The 22,235-nt window shown below is 57.1% G+C and carries 27 protein-coding genes; 26 read left to right on the forward strand and 1 reads right to left on the reverse strand.

Features of this window, described 5'->3' with window-relative positions; genetic code table 11:
* The 26 genes from HKD28_RS12340 to HKD28_RS12465 all read left to right on the forward strand — a co-directional run bounded on the left by HKD28_RS12340 (position 1) and on the right by HKD28_RS12465 (position 21,179).
* On the forward strand, positions 1–315 hold the full coding sequence (locus tag HKD28_RS12340) for a hypothetical protein (RefSeq protein WP_194268573.1): 315 nt from the start codon (positions 1–3) through the stop codon (positions 313–315).
* Between the two features lie 24 nt (positions 316–339).
* The gene (locus tag HKD28_RS12345) at positions 340–705 is read left to right on the forward strand and encodes a head-tail joining protein (protein ID WP_194268576.1); all 366 of its coding nucleotides are present in this window, start codon (positions 340–342) and stop codon (positions 703–705) included.
* Positions 680–1,201, forward strand: a complete 522-nt coding sequence (locus HKD28_RS12350; protein WP_194268578.1) for a hypothetical protein — start codon at positions 680–682, stop codon at positions 1,199–1,201. The genes HKD28_RS12345 and HKD28_RS12350 overlap by 26 nt, the downstream gene beginning before the upstream one ends.
* Positions 1,202–1,209: 8 nt before the next feature.
* Positions 1,210–1,425: a DUF2635 domain-containing protein gene (locus tag HKD28_RS12355; RefSeq protein WP_194268579.1), complete on the forward strand. Its 216-nt coding sequence runs from the start codon at positions 1,210–1,212 to the stop codon at positions 1,423–1,425.
* Positions 1,422–2,900: a phage tail sheath subtilisin-like domain-containing protein gene (locus tag HKD28_RS12360; protein WP_194268580.1), complete on the forward strand. Its 1,479-nt coding sequence runs from the start codon at positions 1,422–1,424 to the stop codon at positions 2,898–2,900. Before HKD28_RS12355 ends, HKD28_RS12360 begins: the two co-directional genes overlap by 4 nt.
* 9 nt (positions 2,901–2,909) lie before the next feature.
* A complete protein-coding gene (locus tag HKD28_RS12365; RefSeq protein WP_194268581.1) occupies positions 2,910–3,296 on the forward strand; it encodes a phage tail tube protein in 387 nt (128 codons plus the stop codon).
* Positions 3,293–3,979 carry a phage tail assembly protein gene (locus HKD28_RS12370; RefSeq protein WP_194268582.1) on the forward strand — a complete coding sequence of 229 codons (687 nt, stop codon included), beginning with the start codon at positions 3,293–3,295 and terminating at the stop codon, positions 3,977–3,979. The genes HKD28_RS12365 and HKD28_RS12370 overlap by 4 nt, the downstream gene beginning before the upstream one ends.
* Positions 3,980–4,099: 120 nt before the next feature.
* On the forward strand, positions 4,100–5,962 hold the full coding sequence (locus tag HKD28_RS12375) for a phage tail tip lysozyme (protein WP_194268583.1): 1,863 nt from the start codon (positions 4,100–4,102) through the stop codon (positions 5,960–5,962).
* A gap of 27 nt (positions 5,963–5,989) precedes the next feature.
* Positions 5,990–7,288 carry a DNA circularization protein gene (locus HKD28_RS12380; RefSeq protein ID WP_194268584.1) on the forward strand — a complete coding sequence of 433 codons (1,299 nt, stop codon included), beginning with the start codon at positions 5,990–5,992 and terminating at the stop codon, positions 7,286–7,288.
* Complete coding sequence (locus HKD28_RS12385) at positions 7,285–8,472, forward strand: phage baseplate assembly protein (RefSeq protein WP_194268585.1); 1,188 nt, start codon at positions 7,285–7,287, stop codon at positions 8,470–8,472. Before HKD28_RS12380 ends, HKD28_RS12385 begins: the two co-directional genes overlap by 4 nt.
* A gap of 9 nt (positions 8,473–8,481) precedes the next feature.
* On the forward strand, positions 8,482–8,997 hold the full coding sequence (locus HKD28_RS12390; protein ID WP_194268586.1) for a phage baseplate assembly protein domain-containing protein: 516 nt from the start codon (positions 8,482–8,484) through the stop codon (positions 8,995–8,997).
* A gap of 9 nt (positions 8,998–9,006) precedes the next feature.
* Positions 9,007–9,417: a hypothetical protein gene (locus HKD28_RS12395; RefSeq protein ID WP_194268587.1), complete on the forward strand. Its 411-nt coding sequence runs from the start codon at positions 9,007–9,009 to the stop codon at positions 9,415–9,417.
* Positions 9,418–9,425: 8 nt separating this feature from the next.
* Positions 9,426–9,929, forward strand: coding sequence for a phage GP46 family protein (locus tag HKD28_RS12400; RefSeq protein WP_194268588.1), 504 nt, complete (start codon positions 9,426–9,428; stop codon positions 9,927–9,929).
* The gene (locus HKD28_RS12405) at positions 9,929–11,044 is read left to right on the forward strand and encodes a baseplate J/gp47 family protein (protein ID WP_194268589.1); all 1,116 of its coding nucleotides are present in this window, start codon (positions 9,929–9,931) and stop codon (positions 11,042–11,044) included. Before HKD28_RS12400 ends, HKD28_RS12405 begins: the two co-directional genes overlap by 1 nt.
* Before the next feature lie 2 nt (positions 11,045–11,046).
* Positions 11,047–11,682: a YmfQ family protein gene (locus HKD28_RS12410; protein WP_194268590.1), complete on the forward strand. Its 636-nt coding sequence runs from the start codon at positions 11,047–11,049 to the stop codon at positions 11,680–11,682.
* Positions 11,683–11,696: 14 nt separating this feature from the next.
* The gene (locus HKD28_RS12415) at positions 11,697–12,281 is read left to right on the forward strand and encodes a gp53-like domain-containing protein (protein ID WP_194268591.1); all 585 of its coding nucleotides are present in this window, start codon (positions 11,697–11,699) and stop codon (positions 12,279–12,281) included.
* Between the two features lie 33 nt (positions 12,282–12,314).
* Positions 12,315–12,764, forward strand: coding sequence for a hypothetical protein (locus HKD28_RS12420; RefSeq protein ID WP_194268592.1), 450 nt, complete (start codon positions 12,315–12,317; stop codon positions 12,762–12,764).
* Positions 12,765–12,769: 5 nt separating this feature from the next.
* A complete protein-coding gene (locus HKD28_RS12425; RefSeq protein ID WP_194268593.1) occupies positions 12,770–13,180 on the forward strand; it encodes a hypothetical protein in 411 nt (136 codons plus the stop codon).
* A complete protein-coding gene (locus tag HKD28_RS12430; RefSeq protein ID WP_194268594.1) occupies positions 13,177–15,510 on the forward strand; it encodes a hypothetical protein in 2,334 nt (777 codons plus the stop codon). Before HKD28_RS12425 ends, HKD28_RS12430 begins: the two co-directional genes overlap by 4 nt.
* A 51-nt stretch (positions 15,511–15,561) precedes the next feature.
* On the forward strand, positions 15,562–15,900 hold the full coding sequence (locus tag HKD28_RS12435) for a hypothetical protein (protein ID WP_194268595.1): 339 nt from the start codon (positions 15,562–15,564) through the stop codon (positions 15,898–15,900).
* Between the two features lie 492 nt (positions 15,901–16,392).
* Complete coding sequence (locus HKD28_RS12440; RefSeq protein WP_194268596.1) at positions 16,393–16,896, forward strand: lysozyme; 504 nt, start codon at positions 16,393–16,395, stop codon at positions 16,894–16,896.
* 51 nt (positions 16,897–16,947) lie between these two features.
* On the forward strand, positions 16,948–17,283 hold the full coding sequence (locus tag HKD28_RS12445; RefSeq protein WP_194268597.1) for a hypothetical protein: 336 nt from the start codon (positions 16,948–16,950) through the stop codon (positions 17,281–17,283).
* 83 nt (positions 17,284–17,366) lie between these two features.
* Entirely contained in the window at positions 17,367–17,867 is a 501-nt protein-coding gene (locus tag HKD28_RS12450) for a hypothetical protein (protein WP_194268598.1), read from the forward strand.
* A gap of 72 nt (positions 17,868–17,939) precedes the next feature.
* A complete protein-coding gene (locus HKD28_RS12455) occupies positions 17,940–18,692 on the forward strand; it encodes a C1 family peptidase (RefSeq protein ID WP_194268599.1) in 753 nt (250 codons plus the stop codon).
* Between the two features lie 88 nt (positions 18,693–18,780).
* Positions 18,781–20,583, forward strand: coding sequence for a collagen-like protein (locus HKD28_RS15945; RefSeq protein ID WP_268898562.1), 1,803 nt, complete (start codon positions 18,781–18,783; stop codon positions 20,581–20,583).
* Positions 20,580–21,179: a hypothetical protein gene (locus HKD28_RS12465; protein WP_194268600.1), complete on the forward strand. Its 600-nt coding sequence runs from the start codon at positions 20,580–20,582 to the stop codon at positions 21,177–21,179. The genes HKD28_RS15945 and HKD28_RS12465 overlap by 4 nt, the downstream gene beginning before the upstream one ends.
* A 105-nt stretch (positions 21,180–21,284) precedes the next feature.
* Here HKD28_RS12465 and HKD28_RS12470 read toward each other — a convergent pair whose 3' ends face one another.
* Positions 21,285–22,172, reverse strand: a complete 888-nt coding sequence (locus HKD28_RS12470) for a hypothetical protein (RefSeq protein ID WP_194268601.1) — start codon at positions 22,170–22,172, stop codon at positions 21,285–21,287.
* Positions 22,173–22,235 lie beyond the last annotated feature (63 nt).

The raw sequence follows: 22,235 nt of genomic DNA on the forward strand, positions 1-22,235 counted from the left end.
ATGACCCGGAAAGATCGTAAACTCGCAGTTGAGGTCGCGCCTGGACGCCGTTTCAGGCACGACGGTGAGCTCCTCGAGGAGGGGGACATTGTCGTGCTTGCCGCGAAGGAAGCACGACAGATGGTGGCTTGTGGGCACTGTTTTCCGGCACGCATGCCGACGACGGAAGAAGACATGACAGGCCCTGATCTCGATCCTGATGATCAGGATGAGGAAAACGAGGGCGGCAAGGATCTGGGCGATCCTGTTTCGGGGGGTAAGGCCATGCCGCCTCCTATTGATCCTCCCCCACCAAAGCCGCCTGTCGCGGCCTAATTCATCTCGAAAGCAGGGCCATCAATGATTGATTTCGACAAGCTGGCGCTTGGGCCCTGTATGGAGACCTTCGCGGAGCCTGCAAGGTGGCAGTCCGGGCGCTTGGGCGACTGGGTAGCGATTACGGGCGTATACGATGACGCTTATTATCCTCTGGATCCGCTTGGTGGGGATGATGGGATGGGCGGTGTTCACGTCACGACCTCCCGTCCGGTTCTCGGGGTTCAGTTGAGCGCGCTGGCAGTTGAGCCTGATCAGGGGGACCTGATCGAGATGCGCGGCAAAATGTATCGCATTCATGAGGTGCAGCCTGACGGGCGGGGCGGAGCTCTACTCATTCTGAATGATGCGACCGGAGAAAACGATGCTCTACCGGGTGATTATCCGTGACCTCGCAGTCGCGGCGCTCAAGTGTGCCGACACAATGGCTGGCGAGAATGTCTTCGTAGGCCGATCTTTGCCAATCGGGGAGCGAAACCTCCCTGCATTATACCTGCAGATCTATGAGGATCGCGGGGAAAGCCCGGGTCCAGCCCAAGTCCAGTTCGAACGCACGTCCACGATGGGAATCAGGGGATACGTTTCAGCGGGGACGCCTTCGAAAGTTGAAGCTTTACTCGACAGGTTCGCCGAAGAAATCGAACTCGCTCTGATGCGGGATGTGACCCTGCAGGCCGCAATCTGTCAGGTTTCCGAATTTTCCACCGCGACGGAAGTCACCAGCGAGGGAAGCGCGCACATCGGCGAGTTCAAGATGATCCTTGGCTTCCAGTATATCGAGACCTACCCGCCTGACGGCGTACCGCTCACCGAAATTGATGCAACTCTCAGGACGGCAGACCAGCCCGTATTCGCGGGTATGACGGTTGAGTTCCCGTCCGAATAGGGAAATCCATGATTGTAAAACCAGCTGACGGGCGAGCGGTGCGCTGGCCCGGATCCATGCGGCTGCTCAAGTCAGCCGGTGAAAGCGTGCCCGAAACCTCTTTCTGGCTTCTCGCCCTGAAGCACGGCGATATCGAAGAGGTTAAAGAGCAGGCCTCCCCAGCCGCGCCGGAAGTGGCTGCGTCTCCTGAAACCTCTGAGCCCGAAAAGGAACCCGCGGCATGAGCGGATCCATCACGGTACCGAATTACTCGGACACAAACCGGGTTCCGGGTCTTTATTTCGCCTTGGACAACTCCAAGGCGAACACTGCAGCCGCCACGCGGCGGGTGCTGATTATCGGTCAGATGGCCGCAGGTAGCGCTGTTGCTGGCGTTGCCACGCTCTCGGGTGGATATTCCGACGCGGTCAGCAAATATGGTGCGGCTTCTCAGTGCGCGCGTCTGGTCAAGGCCTACCGGGCTATCGACACGCAAGGTGAGATCTGGGTTCTTCCGCTGGCTGACGATTCATCAGCTACTGCTGCGAGCGGCACATTCACGATTTCCGGGACCGCGACAGAAGCGGGAACGCTTCCGCTATACGTCGGCGATCAGCTGATCAGTGTCGCGGTCAATGCGGGCGATACTGCCGCGACGGTTGCTTCTGATGTCGCTACCGCTGCGGCGGCCGTCTTGGGCCTGCCGGTATCTGTGACATCGTCAACGGGGACGGTTACGCTGACCGCGATCAACAAGGGGATGTCCGGCAACGATATTCTTCTGGGCGTTGCTGTGCTCGGAACGGCTGGTGGCCAGTCGGTTCCGTCCGGTCTGGCTGTTGCTCTGGGCCAGATGTCCGGAGGCGCGACAAATCCGACGGCGTTACCGACGGCCCTCGCGACACAGGGTGAGCGCGTCTATGACCTTATCATCCATCCCTATACGGACAGCGGTTCTCTGACGGCGCTCAAGACCTGGCTGAATGATACCGCAGGCCGGTGGTCGCCGATGCTTCAGCTCTACGGGCATGTCATCACGGCATATCGCGGAACATATGGCCAAGCGACAGCTTTCGGGCTGACACAGAACGATCAGCACGCGACGGTCATGCCGATCGGGGACAGCCCGTCTGATCCTCTTTCCTGGGCGGCTCAGGTGGCGGCACGAACCGCTATGAGCATGCGGAACAATCCTGCTCTACCGATCACGGCACTGTCCCTGACTGTCATGCCGCCGACCGATGCTGGTCGCTACTCGACAGAGCAGCGCAATAGCCTCCTGTATGATGGCCTCTCGACCTTCACGGTCGATGACAGCGGCACGGTTAATATCGAGCGACTGGTTACAACCTACCAGACGAACGCAGCAGGCCTGCCTGACAACAGCTACCTCGATATCGAGACCATGCTGACGGCAGAGATCTGCATGCAGGACATGCGGATTTTTCTCGGTAGCCAGTATGGCGGGTGCATCCTTGTCGCTGATGGGACAAAGATCGCGGCCGGGGCCAAGGCAACCACGGCCAAGCTGATCGGTAAGGCCTGTGCCTCGCGATATCGCTGGCAGACGACTCAGCTCTGGGTTCAGAATGCCGACACGTTCGCCGCCAACATCGTTGCGGAGAATGCGGGCAACGGCGTCGTCAAGTTGCTGATGCCGTACGACTTTGCCAATCAGCTCCGGATCATCGCCGGCAGCGTCCAGTTCGTAAAATCCTAAGGAGGGCCCATGTCGGGATCCGTATATCGTGGCCCCCTTGCGGGTACCGCGACCGCAACCATCAACGGCGTTGTCTATAACGTCGTCGGTGAGTGTCAGTATCAGGCGGCAGGGATGCAGAACGAAACCCTCAAGGGGCAGTCCGCTGTCGAGGGTTTCTCGCAGATGCCGACGCAGGGTTTCGCTCAGATGACCCTGCGTGACCGTCGCGACACGAACCCGCTGGATTTTCAGGGGGCAAGCGGACTGACCGTGATTATCGAGCAGGCAAACGGCAAGGTCGTGACTGTCGATAACGGCTGGCAGACCGAAAATATCAACATCAACACTCAGGAAGGCACGTTCGAGCTGCACGTCGAAAGTGATAGTGTGACCGTGGATGTGGTGTCGTCATGAAGCATGAAGCGTCTGATGCTGAGCTGCTTGAGATCTGCTCTCTTGGCGGCTTAGAGGATATCGGGGGCCACGAAGAAGACAACGGCGTCGTCATACTCGATGCTTCGATTTTGCATCAGGGGAAGGAGTATGATCGGCTCAATCTCTGCGAGCCTTCATTGTATGACGTCCTTGGTGCTGCCCAGGTGATTGGCAAACGTCCGTCGCTCCAGTCCATTTATGACAGTCAGATTGCCCTTGTCGCCAAAGCGGCTGGAGTGCCGCAGATGGTTATCCAGAAGCTGCCGTCGCGGGCGCTGGATCGTGCTGTTGAATACGTGACCGCGTTTGAGCGTGGCGCACGTCGGGAAATACATGATCCCGATCTGCAGGATGGCCTCGATCTCCGTCCTGAAAAGGTCCTGATCTTTAGGGAATCTATTCCAGGCGGCGGCAAAGAATTTAGCGAAATGAGGCTGCGTGAGCCTTCTGTTGCTGAACGCCGGCGCTTCAAATCTGGGGAAGGTGCCGGCACCATTGAGGCTGCGCTCCGGGCTGAAATGGCCCTGGTCGAAGAAATCAGCGAATGGCACCGCGCTGCGTTGCTGCGGCTGCCGATCAGTAAGTTTGCGGAGGCAGCAGATTACGTGACGGGTTTTTTTATACCTGGCCCGCCAATTGGGACAGCCTACCGGGAGATCTGAGCCAGTTCTTCGCGGGCTGGAATAGGTCGGAAACTGAAGGGCTGACTGGGTCAGATCTCTGGCGATACGTCGAAGAAGCGAACCGGATCTCGGAGCAGCGGCAAAAGGAAACCAGGCGCAATGGCCAACAAAGGCGTTAAGGTAACGATCTCGGCTGTCGATCGGGCTTCTCAGACGCTCGAGCGCATCAATGCCAGAATCGCGGCCATTCAGGCTCCTGTTCGGCGGACAATGGCCGCCGTCAATCGCTTTTCGAGCGTTACGGGCCTGACGCGCCTCCAAAGCGGTGTCGGCAAGGTTGCCCGCGCTGGTCTTGGCATGTTTCGCTCGCTTTCGCAGATCGTTCCTGTTCTCGGGACAATTACGGGGGCAGCGTCCGTAGCGGGCATCTATAAGCTGGCAAGTGCCTGGGGCCAGTTCGGAACGAACTTGAGAACCGCGGCAAATTCCATGGGGATGGCACCTAATCGTCTTATGGCGATGCAAAACGCGACGCGTCTGTCAGGTGGCTCTGGAGAGGCGATGTCCAGCGCTTTGCAGGGACTTTCGCAGACCCGTTGGGAAGCTACGCATGGCTTTGCTCCGGAAGCTATTGTCCAGTTCAAGGCTCTTGGAATCAGCCTGCAGGAACTGCAGAGGATGAAGCCCGATGAAATGTTCGAACGGGTCGCCAAGCGTATCCGTTCGATCCGTGACCCGGCCGCCAAGGTTATCGCGGCAACGCAGATCTTTGGTGGTGCGGCGCAAGGGTTGATGCCAATCCTGCAACAAACCGAAGAGCAGTATCAGGCCAACGTAAAGGAAGCTGAACGGCTGGGCGTCATGAACCGGGCCGGAGCTGACGCCGCTGATCGGCTTCGTCAGGCTCAGACGGGACTTACGGAAGCAGTTGAAGGGTTTGGGTATTCGCTGGCTCAGGCTGTTGAGCCAGTGATCACGCCTGTCGTCAATGAGATGCGAGACTGGATTGCGGCAAACCGGGAATGGATTGCCCAGGATATCGCAGGATATGTTCACCGCTTCATCACTTGGCTTCGGACAGGCGGATGGAGCCAAATCAAGAGTGATATCAGGAGCGTGTATGACGAAGTTCTGCACGTCGTGGATGGTTTGGGTGGTTGGAAAACTGCTGGAAAAATCGCGTTAGGTGGAATCGCCGCGTTGTATGCCGCGCCAGTTATCGCGGGTATAGCTACTCTTTCGACCGCCCTATTGGGAATCTCGGGAGCATTTAATGGCATAGCTTTTGCGGCGGCTGGGGCAGTAGTGGCCTACAAGACTTGGCAGGATGTTCATCATCCAGAGCGAGCTCCGCAAAATCATCTTGTAACTGGTTTGCGCCGGCTATTTGGTTACGATCGAGATCCTGCCCAGCACGCATATGATTATTTCCGTTCACAAAATTGGACGCGACCGCAGGCGCTAGGAATAGTCGCGAGCTTGGATAGAGAGAGCCAAGGATTCACTCCGAATATTGAAGGCGACAAGGTAAACGGGAAATATACGGCGTACGGCTATGCCCAATGGCATAAGGCGCGACAGGATCAGTTTAAATCAGTATTCGGCCACGACATTCGTACATCGACACCTGATGAGCAGCTCCAGTTTGTTCAATGGGAACTGACCCATGGAAAGTATGCAGCGGCCGGAAACGCTCTTCGAGGTGTCAATACAATTCGAGGTGCAGCTGACGTAATTACGCGGCAGTATGAAATACCTCAACATCCGGACGCAGAGTCGTCAATCAGAGGCGATATTGCTGAAAAATGGGCCAGCAAGCTGGGGGATGCCACGCTTGCTCCATCACCCGCGGCGGCGCAGGGTCTTGATCAGAAGATTGCTCAGCTGCGTGTAGAGATTGATCACCGCAATGCTCCTCCTGGCTCGTCGGTGCAGGTGAAAAGCACCACACCGGGGCTGCAGGTCCACGCCATCAGCCAGCATCGGGCGATGGACCCGGCGCTGACGACCGTTGGGAATTAACCCTCAAATCAGGGATGAAAAATTAACATGAGCGGCACTCTCGCCAGAACGGCGGCTGAATATCTTCAGTGCTCGTTCCGTGGGGTGCCGTTTGCCGTGATCGGCAGCGGCGGCTCCAGTGGGCGCAAACAGGCTGAGCACGGTTATCCTGGACGCGCCGGTGTCTGGGTTGAAGACCTTGGCAAGAAGGCGCGGCGATATCGGATCCTTGGCTTTGTGGTCGGTGATTTGGCCTACGTGCAACGAGACGCTCTGGTGGCGGTCGTGGAAAGACCGGGGAATGGCCTGCTTGTGCATCCGTCCATCGGGGCAATTCAGGCAGCATGTACCCGCTTTGAATGGCGCGAGCGGGACGGTCGTCTGAATGTCGTGGATCTCGAGTTCGAATTCGTCGAACAAAAGAACCTACTCTCTACACTGATCGTCACGTCACTTCATGCTGCTGTGGCCGTCGCGCGCATTGCGCTCTCTTCCGCATCCTCATCCAGTTATTCCAGCCGCACATCATCAGCATTTGCGACCGGAGGATCTGCCATTGCTGCAGCCCGGTCAGTTGCGACTGGGTGGGGTGAGGGTGCGGTTTCGGCGATTGGCTCTTCGGAAGCGATGCAGTCTGCCGCCTCGGTCCTCCCCGGCAATAACGGCCGATATGCTTCTGGGGCAGGGGCTGAAACGGATGCAACGGCGACAGAGGATAGTGTTCTGGCCGCCCTCAGCGCCTCGCGAGGTGCGATTGAGGAGGATGCCGAGGCGATCATAGGTTTCACCACGGCCGCCGGGATTTCGTTGGCTGTGCAGGCCCTGACAGAAGCGCTTCGGGAGGCAATCGCAGATCCGGGCGTGCAAATCTCGCTTCTGTGGCCGCTGGCCTCATGCTCGGTCGATGTCATCAGCTCAAGTGCCCCTATCGGTGCCGCGCTGGCTACAGCCCAGACCGAAACCGCTGCCCTGTGTCGTCGTGCTGCTTTGGCCTCGATTGCCCAGGCCTGCTCGGACTGGAGCCCTGCATCGTCAGAGGATGCCGAGGCAATGTGCAGCCGCGTGGTCGCCCTGTTCGAGGCTGAGGAATTGATCGCGGCCGATGCACAGGATGACGCCAGTTGGGCGGCTCTAAAGGCTTTGCGGGTTCAGGTGTCGCAGGATCTGATGAAGCGGGCGGCAAAACTGCCTGACATCGTCACGATCCAGCGAAACGCGCCGCTGCCGGCACTGACACTGGCCCAACAGCTTTATGCGGACGGTACCCGATCCGATGATCTGGTGAATCGAGCTGATCCCGTTCACCCGGCATTCATGCCAACTGAGTTTGAGGCGTTGTCTTCATGAGCGGCATCATTGATCAGATTGAGCAGATCCTCGGCTATGGCGAGGATGCTCAGAAGACGGCTTCTGTTCTGATCAATGGTAGGCTCCTTACCGGCTGGACTGACGTCACGGTAAGATGTGGTGTCGATTTGATGCCGTGGGTTGCCGATCTGGGAATGACAGAGTACCAGCCCGCAAAAAGTGCATCAGAGAGTAATGAGAACTGGCTGGGCGATCTCAATAATCCAGCTGGCGTTCCTTTGGTGAATGAGGGGGACGTTGCTGAAGTCCGGATTGGAACGGATCTTCTGATCACCGGCTATGTCGTCACAGTCGTCGAGGCTGTCAGCCCGGAAAGGCATGAATTCCGCCTGCAGATCGCCAGCAAGAGCATGGATCTGGTGGACTGTTCGGCCGAGTTCTCCACGTATCAGATGAACTCGACCAATGCCTTGGCCCTTGCAAAAAGGGTAGCAAAATTCGCAAAGATCGACGTCGTCCAGATCAACGGGGCAGGGAATATTGATCTCCAGCAGTTCAGCGTCATCCTGACCGAAACGGCCTATGAGATCATCGAACGAGTGGCGCGCCTGGCAGGTGTGCTGTTCTATGACCTGCCCGATGGGAACGTGGCTTTCGCAGCTGTCGGAAGTCAGCGCATGGCCAGCGGTCTGATCTATGGCGAAAATGTCGAGCAGATGACCACCGTTCGAAGCACGGCGGGGCGGTTCTCGAGTATCACCGCCGTTCTGATGACAACGGCTCTCCTGTTCAGTGAGCCCGGGGATGCTGACTACGTTGGTCAGATGGATGCCGTCACGTCCGGAGCGGTGGCAGAAGATCCGGGTATTGTCCGGACCCGGCCGCTTCTGATCCCGGCCGAGCTTGGTGATCAGGACTATGCCGTCACAACCAAGCGGGTCCAATGGGAGGTTGCGCGCCGATATGGGCGGGCGAACACAGTAACTGTGACGTGCGACAGTTGGCGCGATACCTCAGGCAACTTGTGGGCCGTCAATCACACGGCTCCTGTCCGCCTCAAGAGCGGACAGGAAATGGATCTCGTGATTGCCGAGATTGTCTTTCGGCAAGGCGAGGACGGGACGCGTGCGGATCTCGTGCTGATGCCGCCTGAAGGTCTGATGCCTGAGCCACTGCTCCTGCCGGCTCTCTCCAATGAGGGAATCCAGGCGATCAACAGCTAGGAAACGGATATGTCCTCACTCGCCCGTCTGGCGCGTCGTGTCGCAATGGCCTTTGGCTTGGGGCGGCAGACGGCGGACACCGATGAGTCACGTTCGACATCAACGGTTCAGGTTGCGCTGGCGAGCGGTGAGCTGAGATCAGACGTGCCGGTAATGCAGCTCTACGGCTTTGCAAGCCGCTCGGTACCAGGTAGCGATCTGGCGCTGATGTTTATCTCCGGTGATCGTACCCGGGCGGTAGCCGTAGCGTCCGGGGATCAGCGAGGACGTCCGTCCGATCTCGAGCCTGGCGAAGTCTGCCTCTATCATCCCCGCACCGGATCGAGAATTCTTCTAAATGAGCGCGGTGGAATAGAAATAACTGCAGCCGACGGCAACATATCGCTGAATGGAAATGTGATCCTAGACGGAAGTCTTGATGTGTCTGGGAATGCCAGCGTCGGGACTGGAGCAACGGGATCAGTACCGACTGGTACCGGCAAAACCCTGACGATCAGGAACGGGTTGATCACAAATATTTATTAAGAGGAAGCAATGAACGCTCAAGGCTCAAGTGTTTTTGACACGACGTACATTGATACCCTCACGGATCGTATCAACAAGATTGACGCATGTTCCGACTTGAAAAAACTAGCAGATGAGGCGCTGGCGTCATTTCAGGCCCAAATTAATGCCATTGAAGACGAAATAACGGCTTTGAAACCGATTGCCCAGTTGTTGGAAAATCCGGCAGCCGATCTGGCTAAGATTGCTTCATGGATCTCGGACTTTATCGAGGGCGTTCTGAAGCCGATGTATCAGCCATATATTACTATGGAGCAGCAGATTGCTGCAGCTATTGCGGCATATGCAAAGCTGGTGGCCGCAATCGAGCAGGCGGCAGAGCGCATTGGAGCATGTGTCATTGAGGCGCCCGCATTGGTGATCTCAGAAATCACCGACTGAGGTAATCCGTGGATATTGCGATCATCTGGAACGCCCGGGAATGCCGGGGCGACTGGACCATTGTGTCCGGTGATTTGGCTCTCGATAACCCGCTGCGCTCAGCCGTGATGGTCAGCATCTTCACGGACCGCGTCGCTCCGGAGCAGCCTTCATCTGAGGATTCTGCGGTCGCAATTCAGGCGCCTGGGAATGCTGCCATGAGCGGTCTGAACGATCGGCGCGGCTGGTGGGGGGATGCCTATGAGCAGGACAGACTTCCGATTGGCTCAAGGCTCTGGCAATTGCGCCGCGCCATCAAAGCAGGTGAGCAGGCCGTTCTGCTCGAGCTCAAGGACATTCTCAAGGAATGCCTGCAGTGGCTCATCGATGACGGCGTCGCGACCAGTCTTTCCATCCGGACTGCCTGGAGCGCGGTTAGTCCAAATACGGCTGAATTTGCGATCAGCGTGTACGAACCCGGGGCGGCAACGCCTCAGACATTTCTGTTTTCGTGGGCCTGGGAGGGGCTGTAATGGCTTTCAGTCGTCCAACACTCACTGATCTGCGTCAGCAGGCTCTTCAGGATATCCAAAATGGAGGAATCAACGGGGTCACCGCCGTTCTGAGATTTTCTGTCCTCTACGTTCTCGCGATGGTTCTCGCTGGCCTTGCGCATCTACACTATGGCTATCTGGATTGGATCGCCAAACAAGCAGTCCCTTGGACGGCAACGGGCATATTTCTGGAGGCTTGGGGCGGCCTCAAAAAGATTACCCGTAAGTCAGCCACATTTGCAGCGGGGCAAGTTTCATTTGTAGCTACCGGAATAAAGATTGTTCCGGCTGGCACGACCATCCAGATCACCGGTGGCCTGCCGGCTGTCTCTACCTCCGATAGTGTGACAGCAAACGGTGTCACGGTTGTTCCATGTACGGTCCAGGCGGCGGGGGCGGCAGGCAACGTTGCTGCGGGAACCACGGCTATCTTGGGAAGTCCTGTAGACGGCATCCAGACTACTGGCTCCGTTACACTTGCTTTTACGGGCGGCGCCGATATCGAGAATGATAGCGATCTTCGGGGGCGGATCTTGGACGCCTTTGCAGAAGGCGGGGAAAACGGAGCCTCCAAAGACTATGTCAAATGGGCCAAGGGCGTTAGCGGCGTAACTCGCGCTTGGGTTAATCCGAATGGATATGGGGCAGGGACGGTCGTCGTCTATATCGCGATGGATAATGTGCGGTCTGCTCAAGGTGGCCTTCCTCAAGGAACTGACGGATCCGCCACGGGCGAGAAAAGATATGTAACAGCCACAGGCGACCAGCTGATTGTAGCGAACGCCTTGAGTGAAGAACGGCCCGTCACTGCTCTTGTCATTGTTTGCGCTCCCGCCGCACAGCCTGTCGACTTCACGATATCTGATCTGGGTGACTCTAATACGCCCAGCAATCAGGCTCTGATAAAAAGCGCCCTGCAAGACATGTTCACCCGACTCTCCAGCCCAGGAGCCACATTGTATCAGAACACCTGGATGGAAGCTTTGGGGGCCCTCGATCTCGAGCAGTTCTCGGTTCCATTTCCTGCGGAATCGGTCGTTGCTGCGAATGTCGGGTCAATGCCGACACTCGGTGCAATCAATTTTGAGTCCTGACGATGGGGGTTCCAGCCTTTTCTGCTGATGATTTTCGGCAGGCTCTTCTTCGGCTATTGCCCCAGGGTGCAATATGGTCCCGATCTCCTGATGCTCTGCCATCCAAACTTGCCTCCATTTGGGGCCAGACTTTTAAGCGCAACAGTCAACGTGGATCCGACCTCCTTTTAGAGACCTTTCCGCTGACAACTGCGGAACTTCTAGACGAATGGGAAAAGACTACAGGCCTGCCGGATCCATGTGCGGGTTCTAGTCCGACTGTGGCGCAAAGGCGATCACAGGTCATTGCGCGCCTAACAGATAATGGCGGCTCATCCATCGCCTATTACGTGGCTTTTGCAGAAGCTCTTGGTTTCGATATTTCCATCACAGAATATGCGCCAGCTCGAGCAGGATTGCTGCGGGCTGGTGAGCCTGTTGCTGCAGCCGACTGGGCATTTGTTTGGGTGGTAAACGCCCCCGGATTTACTGTTCGCTATTTTGTTGCGGACGCTGGGTCGGCTGGTGAGCCGCTAACGTCATGGGGCGATGCGGTGCTGAATTGCGAGATTAAAAGCCGCTGCCCAGCTCACACCGTCGTTCTGTTTGCCCAGAATGGCATGAATCTAATTTCAGATTTTGGGCCTGATATCCGTTGAAAGGATAAGGTTTTATGTACGGAATAGATAATACGACGTCGGTCGCTTCAATGCCCGCTATCTCAGCGGCGGGAACGGCAGGCTTCTTTACCGGGGGGAGCCCCGCTGCAGGACTTCCTGCGACCATTTTAGAGGCTGACTGGCTCAATATGGTCCAAACCGAACTGCTCAATGTTGTAGGCGGTGCAAACCTGAAGCCAGATAAAGGCAACCTGTCTCAGATTCTTCAGGCCATTAAGGCATTGATCGGGGCCGGATCGGGCTTAGATATATCTCTTTCAAATCCGGGGTATGTCACGTTACCCGGAGGATTCATTATTCAGTTTGGGACCGCGTCAACTGGCGAGAGCGGATTTCAGAAAATCGATTTCCCAGTTAAATTTCCGACCACCGGCGTGCTCGGTTTCGCGGGAGAACTGGCTGGTGCCGGAACGTGGGCGTCCAATCAGCCCAGCCTGTATTCCATTTATAGTGGCCTTACGACGGAAGCGATGACTGTGTACGGGGTCCGTTGGGATCCGGCTTCGGGCGCCCCTTCAACAGGAACCTGGGTCGGTGCTCAGGGAATGGGTTTTGGCTGGGTAGCCATAGGCTGGTAAAATGACCCTAAATGACTGCCGGAGGCAGGCTCCATGAAATGGACCCCATGCCAACGTATTGTACAAGCAGAGGTGCCAGTTTCGTTTCGTGTCCAAGGCGTTATTGCTCCTCTCTTGTTATATTGGCCAAGCGCATATCTGGGCTCAGGCGCAGATTACAGTGTGGATTTTTCATTTTTATTAGGTCCTTCTGACCGAATCTCGGTTGTCGAAGCGATTGCAACTGGTGGACAGCTTGCCTGGAGCAGCGCATTCGGATCGCGGGCCACGCTTTGGATCCAATGGCTCGCGGCCGGTCTGCAGACCGTCACGCTGTCTGTGCGCACGGCCCTCGGTGCTGTCCTCTCGGTAACCGTTTCCATCAGCATTATTTGCGCGCCAGCGTTGATATTCCCTGCCGGACCTGACTACGCCCCCAACGCTTTCCTGCTCGGCTCAGCGATTGTGCCTGATAGCTCTGGAAACCCCCTGATCTTCGGATAAATCCCATGTCACAACTTGCGTCTGACCCAGCACTCACGCAGACCAGCGTGCAGGCAACGGATCTGCTCGTCTTTCTGCGGCCGGTTCTAAATGCCCAGAACACTCTCACCGGCTATGAGCCCTGCAACATTGCCGCGGGTAATTTCGCCGTATCTGTCGTGGCCCTCGGCCTTCTCCAGCTTGGTCAGACGCTACCGACGACAGCCCCTGAGGGTGGTGGCCTCTGGATGGATAACGGGACGTTCGCATACTCGGCCGTAACCGGCACAACGTCCGGTCTGCCTTTGTCTCCTCAGGCTACCGCCGCCTCCCTTGCCGCGCTTCTGGCAGCGATCCCGGCCATGGGCGCTGGCACCAATTTCAGTGGCTTCCAGAACAATGCTGGCGTCGTAACGCAGGTGGATGACGGGAAATGATGAAGCGGATTATCCCTGCCTTCCTGGTGCTCGCACCCTGTCTGGCGCTCGCGGCACCGATTACGATACCATGGCGCGCGCCCGGAGGCGGAATTTCAGGGGCGTCCAGGATCCTTGGCGCCGGAACAACGCTCGACGGCAAGACAATGCTCGACCTGTTGACCCAGGTGGATGCCAACACGGCCCTGGCAGCCGCGGCCATTCCCAAATCCGGGAACATCAATGCGACCGGAAGCCTGATCGCGCCGATCCTGTCGCCCTCTCTTCAGGGTGTTTTTGCAAACCTGGCTTCGATCGGTTCTGCGCCTGTTCTCAGTATCGGCGGGACCCAGTCGTCCTATCTGGTCCCGGGCCAGAATTCCGATCCTTACATCTCGCCTCACGCGCTATGGCTGGGGGCGCAGCGCGCCGGAGCCAGTACGGGAACGCCTCTTGACCAGTATGGCACCGGCTCCTCAATCGTTCTGCGAGGGCATCCCGACGGGTATATGGATCAGGGCTGCCTTTACTGCGCAGTGATGACGAACGCGCCTGTCTTCGCAAGCCGCGCGGGTCTGACGAGCGATATCAATCTCATCGAGAATATCGGCAAGGATACCTCGTTTGACACGGTGGTTCACTACGATCAGAGCGGCGACGTTGAGCCTGTTCTGACGCTGGAGAACGTGACCTACGACGCCACGCATATCTATCTGCCCTCTGGTTCACCCCTTACGGCACAGCAGATCGCCCGCATCCATCCGAACCAGTACGTCACGACGAACTCGATCACCGGCGACGTGGCCCAGACCGAGATCCGCACGACGGATAGCGGCATCCAGAACCCGACGGTTGGCACGAGCCTGAACCCGAAGAATTACTATGTGACCACGGTTGCCAGCGTCGCCGCTGATGGAAGTTCGATTACGGTCAACGGCTGGGGAATTCTGAACGGGAACAGCACAGGGCATCCGTGGAAGACGGGCGACGTCCCTACGGCCACCTACGACACGGTGCGGAGCAATTTCGGGCACGCCGTCGCCATGATCGGTTCACCGACACAGACGGGCGGGACCAACACCTATCTGACGTTTGACCCTACGCAGAACCCGCATAGCGCGATCGACTATATCAACGCCTACGAATTCGACATGCATTACAACGGCGACAAGTCGAACGAGGCGACCATGCGCGGGATTGTTATCAGCATGGATTGCGAGGGCGCAGCGGCTCCTGCGGCCGGGGTTTGCTATCACCCGACCTATGACAGCACCGGACTGATCATCAACGGGGCCAACCTGCCAAACGGCATTCAGAACACGGTGTCCGGCTGGGCCAACGAATACAAGGGATACAATTTCTACATCCCTGGTTCACAGGCTCCAGCCGTCGGACAGGGCAAGTCTCACACCAATTTCGAGAGTTTCACCCCGTCGCAGGATGGCCACCAGATGGTCATGAGGACTTCGACGCAGCAATATTCCACAAGCACCTCTCCGACATGGACCGATTACCGTGTCAATCTCGGTCTCGTCATCGACGGAACACGTTGGGACAGCTCGGGCAGCACCGGGTCACCTATGGGGTATCTGTCGTTTGATTACTCCGGCGCGAACCTGGGCGGTGTCTGTTTGATTGGCAACAGCACCACAGCCACCGATCCCGACGTGCCGGGTCTCTGTGTTCGCGGCAGCGGTGACGTTTACATGCCGTGGTCTGTGCATCTTTCTGGAAATGGCTCCATCGTGGGGAGCAGCGCAAACGGCAACCAGACTATCGGAGCCACGCTCCAGCCGGATGCAAACGGTGACTGGAATGTCGGCACACAGGTTTCAGGCGGCGCAAACATCCGGGGCGTCAATCTGTATTACGGAACCGGCGCAAACCTGACCGGTACGATGCACGCTGGCGTCGTGAATGCTCCATGGTTTGAGGTCGGGGACGGAAGCAACGGTGCAATCACCTACAAGCATGGGTCCTTCATGCAGGCGACGAATGCTGCTGGCGGGATCACTGCCACCTTGACGCCTGATGATTCCGGAAACTGGACATTTGGGACGCAGGTTGCGGGAGGCGCAAATGTTAGCGGGATCAATACGCTGACGGCGACTACGATCAAGGGAACGGTCTCGAATACGCCGTATCTGGAGGGCGTCGCCCTGGTCCGGGCAGCAGCCACGAACCAGACCCTCTCGGATATCGAAAACTCCTCCCACCAGCCGTCAGACCGGGTGTTCTGCGGGGACTGTCGAAACTCGGGACAGGGTGCCGGAGAAGGCTCGGGCCGCTGGATTTTCCTCGATACCAAGTCTCAATGGCGCTCCGAAGACGGCGTGATTGCCGCGGACTGATCCTCTTCATCACTGACAAACCGCCTCCGGGCGGTTTTTTATGGATAAACCATGCCTGACACCGTCATGACCGCCCCGATCGACAAAGCACTCTCTGACAAGGACATCATCATCCGTGCCCTGGAAGATCGGGTTCTCAAGCTGGAAACGCTGGTCTCGGCCCTGGGAGACAATCAGTCTGATCTGCGAGCCGAGATGCGCTCGGAAATCGCGTCCCTGCGCACCCAGATCAAAGACCTGAAGGAAGAACTGGAGGCAGGGATCAAAGCCCTCGGATCCAAGTTTGATCGCGTCATGGGTGGCAAGGCCGTGGTTACAGCACTTGTTACTCTGGCGACGTCAATCCTTGGGTCCGGGGTGGTTCATTTGGTGGTGTCGATTGGGAAGTGAGATCAGGAAGAGAGAGAGGGATCGGAATACCTATCCGGCAATACTTCAGTAAATACACATATTTTGTGAGAAATATGTGAACCTTCAATTTCCCAAAAAATGTGCTGGATGTCCTTGATTCGGACAGTATATTTTAAGTCGCTGTCATTCATTGAAATCCCATTTATGGAGTCGCCTATCTGCAATGACATAAATGGTGAATTACTTACGTAAGAAGCTGCGACACATGAGCTATCATTCGGTTCGTAGATTTCAAGATGATAATCGGTTCTCATTGGAACGAGCCTTTAATTGCGAACAATGATCGATTAATAACCTTATCTTATTTTCTTGTAAAAAAATATGTAAAAATTTTCCTGAGGAAACGTTCTATATCCGCTTTTCGTCTCAATTTGTTGAGCTGCTTGTGATTGTTAAGTAGTCACAAAGCACCTATCTAAACCTCCTCCCAAAGCCGCCCATCCGGGCGGCTTTTTTTATGGAAAACCCCTAATGCATAACATCGCCATCGTTCTAGCCACGGCGCTACTGCGGCGCCCAGGGTTCGAGGGCTTTTGCGCAACGCCCTACGTCTGTCCGGCGGGATACTGGACGATCGGGTATGGCAGCCGCTGGCTGGCCAACGGACAGCCCGTCACGGCCCGGACCCCTCCTATCGATCGGACTGCTGCTGACAGTCTCCTGCTCCAGACCGTGACGACGCTCGATGCCGCGCTGTCCCGCCTTGTCCATGTGCCGCTGTCGGACGTCCAGCGTGCGGCCCTGCTGTCCTGGCAGTACAATGTCGGGACAGCCGCCGTCGAAAGCTCGAGCCTACTGCGCAAGCTGAATACCGCAGATTATGCCGGCGCAGCCGACGAACTGCTGCGCTGGGATAAGGCCACGGTGCGCGGCCATCTGGTTGAGCTGCCCGGTCTCGCTAAACGTCGCGCTTATGAGCGGGATGTCTTTCTCGGAAGGCGATCCGTACCAACGGACACTCTCCTCTCTGCCTAAAAATCCTGATGCCGCCCCCGAGGCGGTTTTTTCATATCTGGAGAACTGAAAATGGACTGGACAACCCTGTTCCAGACGGTCCTGCCGTACCTGCCTGCGCGCTATGCGGGCGACATCGTCTCGATCCTCACTTTCCTGATCGCGGCCGCCGCTCTGGTCATGCGCTTCTGGAAGCCGCCCGCCTCGGGCAGCAAGCTGGCGCTGCTCTACAAGGTCGTTTCCAGCCTGGCGCAGTCGAAGGGCTGGAACACGAATGCTTATCAGCCCGATGCCAAGGCGCTGATGATCCCGGCCGAGGCCAGCCGCACGATCGAGGCGGCAAAGCTGGGCCTCGATCCGGCGTCCACCCATCCCCAGGCTGGCGCGCCTCCCAAACCGACCGCCTGACCCGAAGGAGGCAGGCTCACGCCTGTCAGACCGCTTTTTCTTCCGCCGCCCTCTGAGGCGGTTTTTTTATGTCTGGAGACTTCATGCGCAATCGCTTTCTCGCCCTCAGCCTCGGTGCCCTTCTTCTCGGCTCCACGGCTGCCTGCACCACCACGCCGACCACGGCGACCTTCAACACAGCCGCGCTCAACAACGACGCCACGGCCATCGCCTATGCCGTCCAGGCGATCGAGGGCATTCCCGAACTGGAAAGCCATCTGTCTGCTGCGGACAAGGCCAAGTTCGACAATTTGGTCGCACAGATCCGCAGCGTGACGGCACAGGTCGCGGCCAACTCCAATGGCTCGATTACCGTCGCGACCGGCAAGGACTGGGCCAAGTCACTCGGCACGGATCTCGAAACCCTGCTGGCGATCGCAACGCCGATCGTGAAGGTCTATTCGCCCTCGGCTGCCACCTACATGCAGACCGTCCAGGCGATGATTCCGCTGGTCGAGTCTTTGGCCGGTGTCACGGCTGCGCCCTATGCCGCACCTCTCCAGTCGCCGGAGTTGATCCGCGCCCGGATCTATCAGGGCGTCTGACCATATTCCCGACGTCGGGAAAAAGGGGAGCGGCTTCGGCTGCTCCCCTCTTTTTTTGTTTCCGGAGATCCCATGCAGGACAGAAAACTGGGCAAGCGCGCCCCGAGACATGACCCGCGCACCTATCGCCTCGGCCGGGTGCTGGCCGTGCGTCTGCCGGCCGTGCCCGAAGCGCGGGACTGGTCGCAGAACGTGCCTTATCAGATGTGGGGTAATGACCGCTTCGGCTGCTGCGCGTTTGCTGCTCACGCGGCCCTGGTGGCGACCTGGACGAAGGCCGCGCAGAGCCTTGTGATGCTCTCGACCGAAACGGTGCTGGCCAACTACGCAGCGCTGACGGGCTTCGATCCTGATACGGGCCAGAATGACAACGGCACCATCCTGCTGGACGAACTCAACGCCTGGCGTCGTAACGGCCTGCTCCGGCCGGGACAGACACGCGATTACCTGACCGCCTATGGCTCCATCGCGCCGACCGATGTCGTGGGCATCCGCCGTGCCATCGCCTATCTGGGCGGTGTGCTGGCGGGTGTGCAGGTGCCGCAAGGCTTCCTCGATCTGGGTCTGGGCGAGACCTGGGACTGGGATGCCATCTCCAACCACACGCCTGCGGGCGGGCATGCGATCGCGCTTGTCGGCTACAACCCGGACGGCGTGTTCTTCAACACCTGGGGCACGCGCACCTTTATGCCGTGGGGCACGTTCGTGCGGATCGCGGATGAAGCTTATGGCCTGCTGTCGCGGGAGAATTGGCTGGGCATTCCCGGCACGGCTCCGACCGGTGAGGACTTCGACGCGCTGCTGGCAGAAGTGAGGGCCGCGTGAATAACGAAAGAAATCCGCGCCTCTTTCCCACTATGCGAAAGGCCAAGAGAGGCTTTCGCGTCGCAATGCCGCCAGAAGCGAGGGCTGCATGACCACGGTTCACAATCTCACGCCGTCCCCGCTGCGGACGGTGACGCTCCAGTCCTGCACCGGCCTGTTTGCCCAGGTGATGTGGACGCCGAAATCCTCGGCCGACTGTCTGGACTATGTGCTGGACTTCTCCACCCTGCTGGCTGGCACAGGCGACACGCTGACCGCGATCCGCTCCGCCGTCGTCACGACGGCCCCGGGTGGGCAATATGACCTCAAGGTCATGTGGTCGGCCGTGGCCGGGACACTGGTCGTGGCGTTCCTCGCCAGCGGGCAGCCGAACACGGCACAGAAGGTCCTCTTTGAAATCACGACCCAGCAGGGCCGCGTCTATTCCGTGATGGCTGTTCTTCAGATCACGGCGCTGACCGTGGCGACCGCCCCGCCATCTGACTTCCCGGCCGACACGCTGACGAACGGCAAGGTGCTGATTGCCGGCATCGAGGCACTGCCCTCCGGGTATTCCTCAAACGGCCGCGTTGTGATGGCGACAGAAGACGCCGCTCCCGTGGGCACGCCGTCGTTCGAGAGCGTGACAGCCGGGACGTATTCCGGAGACGGTTCGGGGCTGAATGTCACGTCAGGTGGCAAAGCCCAGACCATCGGTCAGTGGATTGCGGCACTGTCTTCGGGCGGGACACAGGGCGTCGGCGTCAAGTCGATTAACGTCATGCAGGGGGCGGTCACGGCAGGCCAGCCGTCGACGGTAACTCTGACCGCCACGCTCACGGATGGCACGACCACGGCTCCGGCCATATTCGAAGCACCTGCGGGGGCTGTCGGCGCTACAGGTCCTCAAGGCGCGCCCGGGGCGAAGGGGGACACTGGAGCGACAGGCGCCACGGGAGCGGACGGCAAAGACGGAGCTAACGGAACGACCGGCGCGGATGGCGTCGGGATTGCGTCCGTCGCAGTAACTCAAGGCGCGGTGACGGCAGGGCAACCCTCTACCGTGACACTGACCGCTACGATGACCAACGGGGCAACGGCTCCAGGAGTCTCGTTCAGTGCTCCAGCCGGGGCGGCTGGTTCAGACGCTGACGTGACGGCGACGAATATCGAAACCGCGCTTGGGTATACGCCTGCGAATGGGGCAAATTACTTTCCACTCGCAATCGACAACACCAAAGATTCTTCGGGCAATTACAACCTCCCGGCTGTAGTGGCTACGAACTCTGGTTTCGATAACTCTGGTGGGTTGTTCACTCTGGGTTATGCTGACGACCCGGTCATTCAGATCGGGATGTATAAAGGATACTTCGGAGAAAATTCCGTCATTATCCGGTCCATGACCAGTCAGCCCGTTGGCATCATCATCAGTAATCAGGATGGATCGGGTACAAGCGTCAGCGCACACAGGCTTCCCACAGGTGACGGCGCAACGCAGTCGAGCTGTATAACAGTGGATGGTCGTCTTGGTGGCGCCACAGGTGCTTATTACTTCACCAATCAGGACAACAGTGGCGGAAACTACTGGAAGATCCAAGCCAACACACAGGATACTTCTGATGGTTGGCCGGATGATTTGCAGATCTTTGCGGCTGTGAACGGGAATGCGAGTTGGCAGACTACGCCTGCCGTCTCCTTTTCCGCTAAAACCAATCAAGCCACTCTGGCGGCAGAGCCTCTCGTTCTGGCTTACAACGCCTACACCTTTGCTACATTACCGACGTCACCCGTTGCATGGCAGCGCGTTGTCGTAACGGACAAGGCCATCGGCTCTGGCGCTCAGGGTGTCATGGCGATGTGGAACCCGAACACGAAGGCCTGGACAGGTCTGGGCGGGGAGACGCTGGTATGAGGGGGCTGCTGCTCTGCGGGCTTCTGGCCCTCTCGGCCTGCTCGGCCGGATCCGTGTCGCCCGTCACGATCAGTCAGGCCATTGCCGGTGTCCAGGCGGATCTGACGAAGGCCGGTGTTGTGAGCGTCTCGGGCGTGCAGCACTGGACGCCCGATCAGGCTGCCCGGTTCGATGCCAACGTCCGGGCGCTCCAGTGCGCGCAGCAGACGTCTGATCCGGTCGTGGCCATGATTGCCGGGCCAGTGACGATGGATCTGTCCGGCAGCTTCAGCCAGTCGGGATCGTTCTCTGTTTCAGCGTCGTCAGCTCTGCCGGTCTTCGGGCTCCAAGCCGATGCCAGCCGAACGAAAGGCCAGACCCTGAACGTGCCCGTCCAGTTCGTACCGCTGTCGGCTCTGGCGGATGCCGAGGCTGGGCGGGAGGTCGGTTATGCTGGAGCGCTGCTCGGGCAGAATGATGTCGTGCGGGAGGGGGTGGCTGCTCGGATTGAGACAGACCGGACGGCACTGGCAGCGCATGTCGAGGTGCTGATCTCGAATGTCGCGCGCTGCCTTGAAACGAGAGTCCGGCCATTCGTAGGCGTTAAGAAGGGATAGGAATGGACGCTAGGGAGCGGGCATATTCGGGCAGGGCCGGAAAGCTTATCCACCAGCATACCGTATCAAAACAATCTAATTATAAATATATTTTTATAATAATATTTATTTTATTTTCCGATATTTTCTTTTTCTCCTTTTAAATTCTTTCATCATTATTTTTTCTGAATTAACAGCAGTTATAAATATTAATGGTATGATTGCAGAAATCCTCAAAAATCTTATTATATTATTGCCTGGCCCTCCGCCCCTCACTACCATTCCACACAGTTTTGTTACGCCATCGTAAGCGGAAAATACAGGTGACCCGCTGAACCCATTAATGGGAAATAGTACCGGTTTGGGGTTTGTTACCCTAACCTCTGTTAATGCACCATTATCATTTATGTTTGCGCGTTCGCATATCAAACTCCTTTGATCTAAAACAATGCCTTCTTTTTCGTAATCTATTGTGTTGAAAGCTTCTGGATATCCTGTAATTAAAAAAAGAAAACATTTTCTTATATTAATCTCTTTTTCTACATGGATGTCATCCAAACCTATTTTTCTTACATCTATCTTAAATACATCTGTATCCCCATCAAATGCGTTTGAGTCTGCTTCAAATATAGCTACATCCGAAACATCCTCATCATCATATATCGCAATATAATCCTCAACATTCTGAATCGGATGATAAGCGATCACAGAAACCCAATCTTGGTCGGTGAGTTTTTCTCTATTTCTTGTAATTCTGCGCTTTAATATTCTGATTTTATCCAATGAGTCTGCATCAATTGTCTTGGTGAGCCTATTCGATATGACATGCAATGCAGTTATGATGAAGTATCTCTTCCTTAGTCCGTATGACCATTTTATTATAAAGCAAGTACCCCCACGCCATGTATCAATAAGATCTCCGGTGCCGTTATTATATATAATTGGCCGGCAACATCTTTCAGCCCTATTTATGTGCCTTTTATTTAATTTATCTTTTCTTGATATATTGTTCATTTGTTAAACCTTTACTTTATATTACTTTATCATATTGGTTAATATGTAAGTTATTTCTTAAAT

Origin of the sequence: Gluconobacter cadivus, from assembly GCF_015244745.1 — a bacterium.
In the GTDB taxonomy this organism is placed as follows: Bacteria; Pseudomonadota; Alphaproteobacteria; order Acetobacterales; family Acetobacteraceae; genus Gluconobacter; species Gluconobacter cadivus.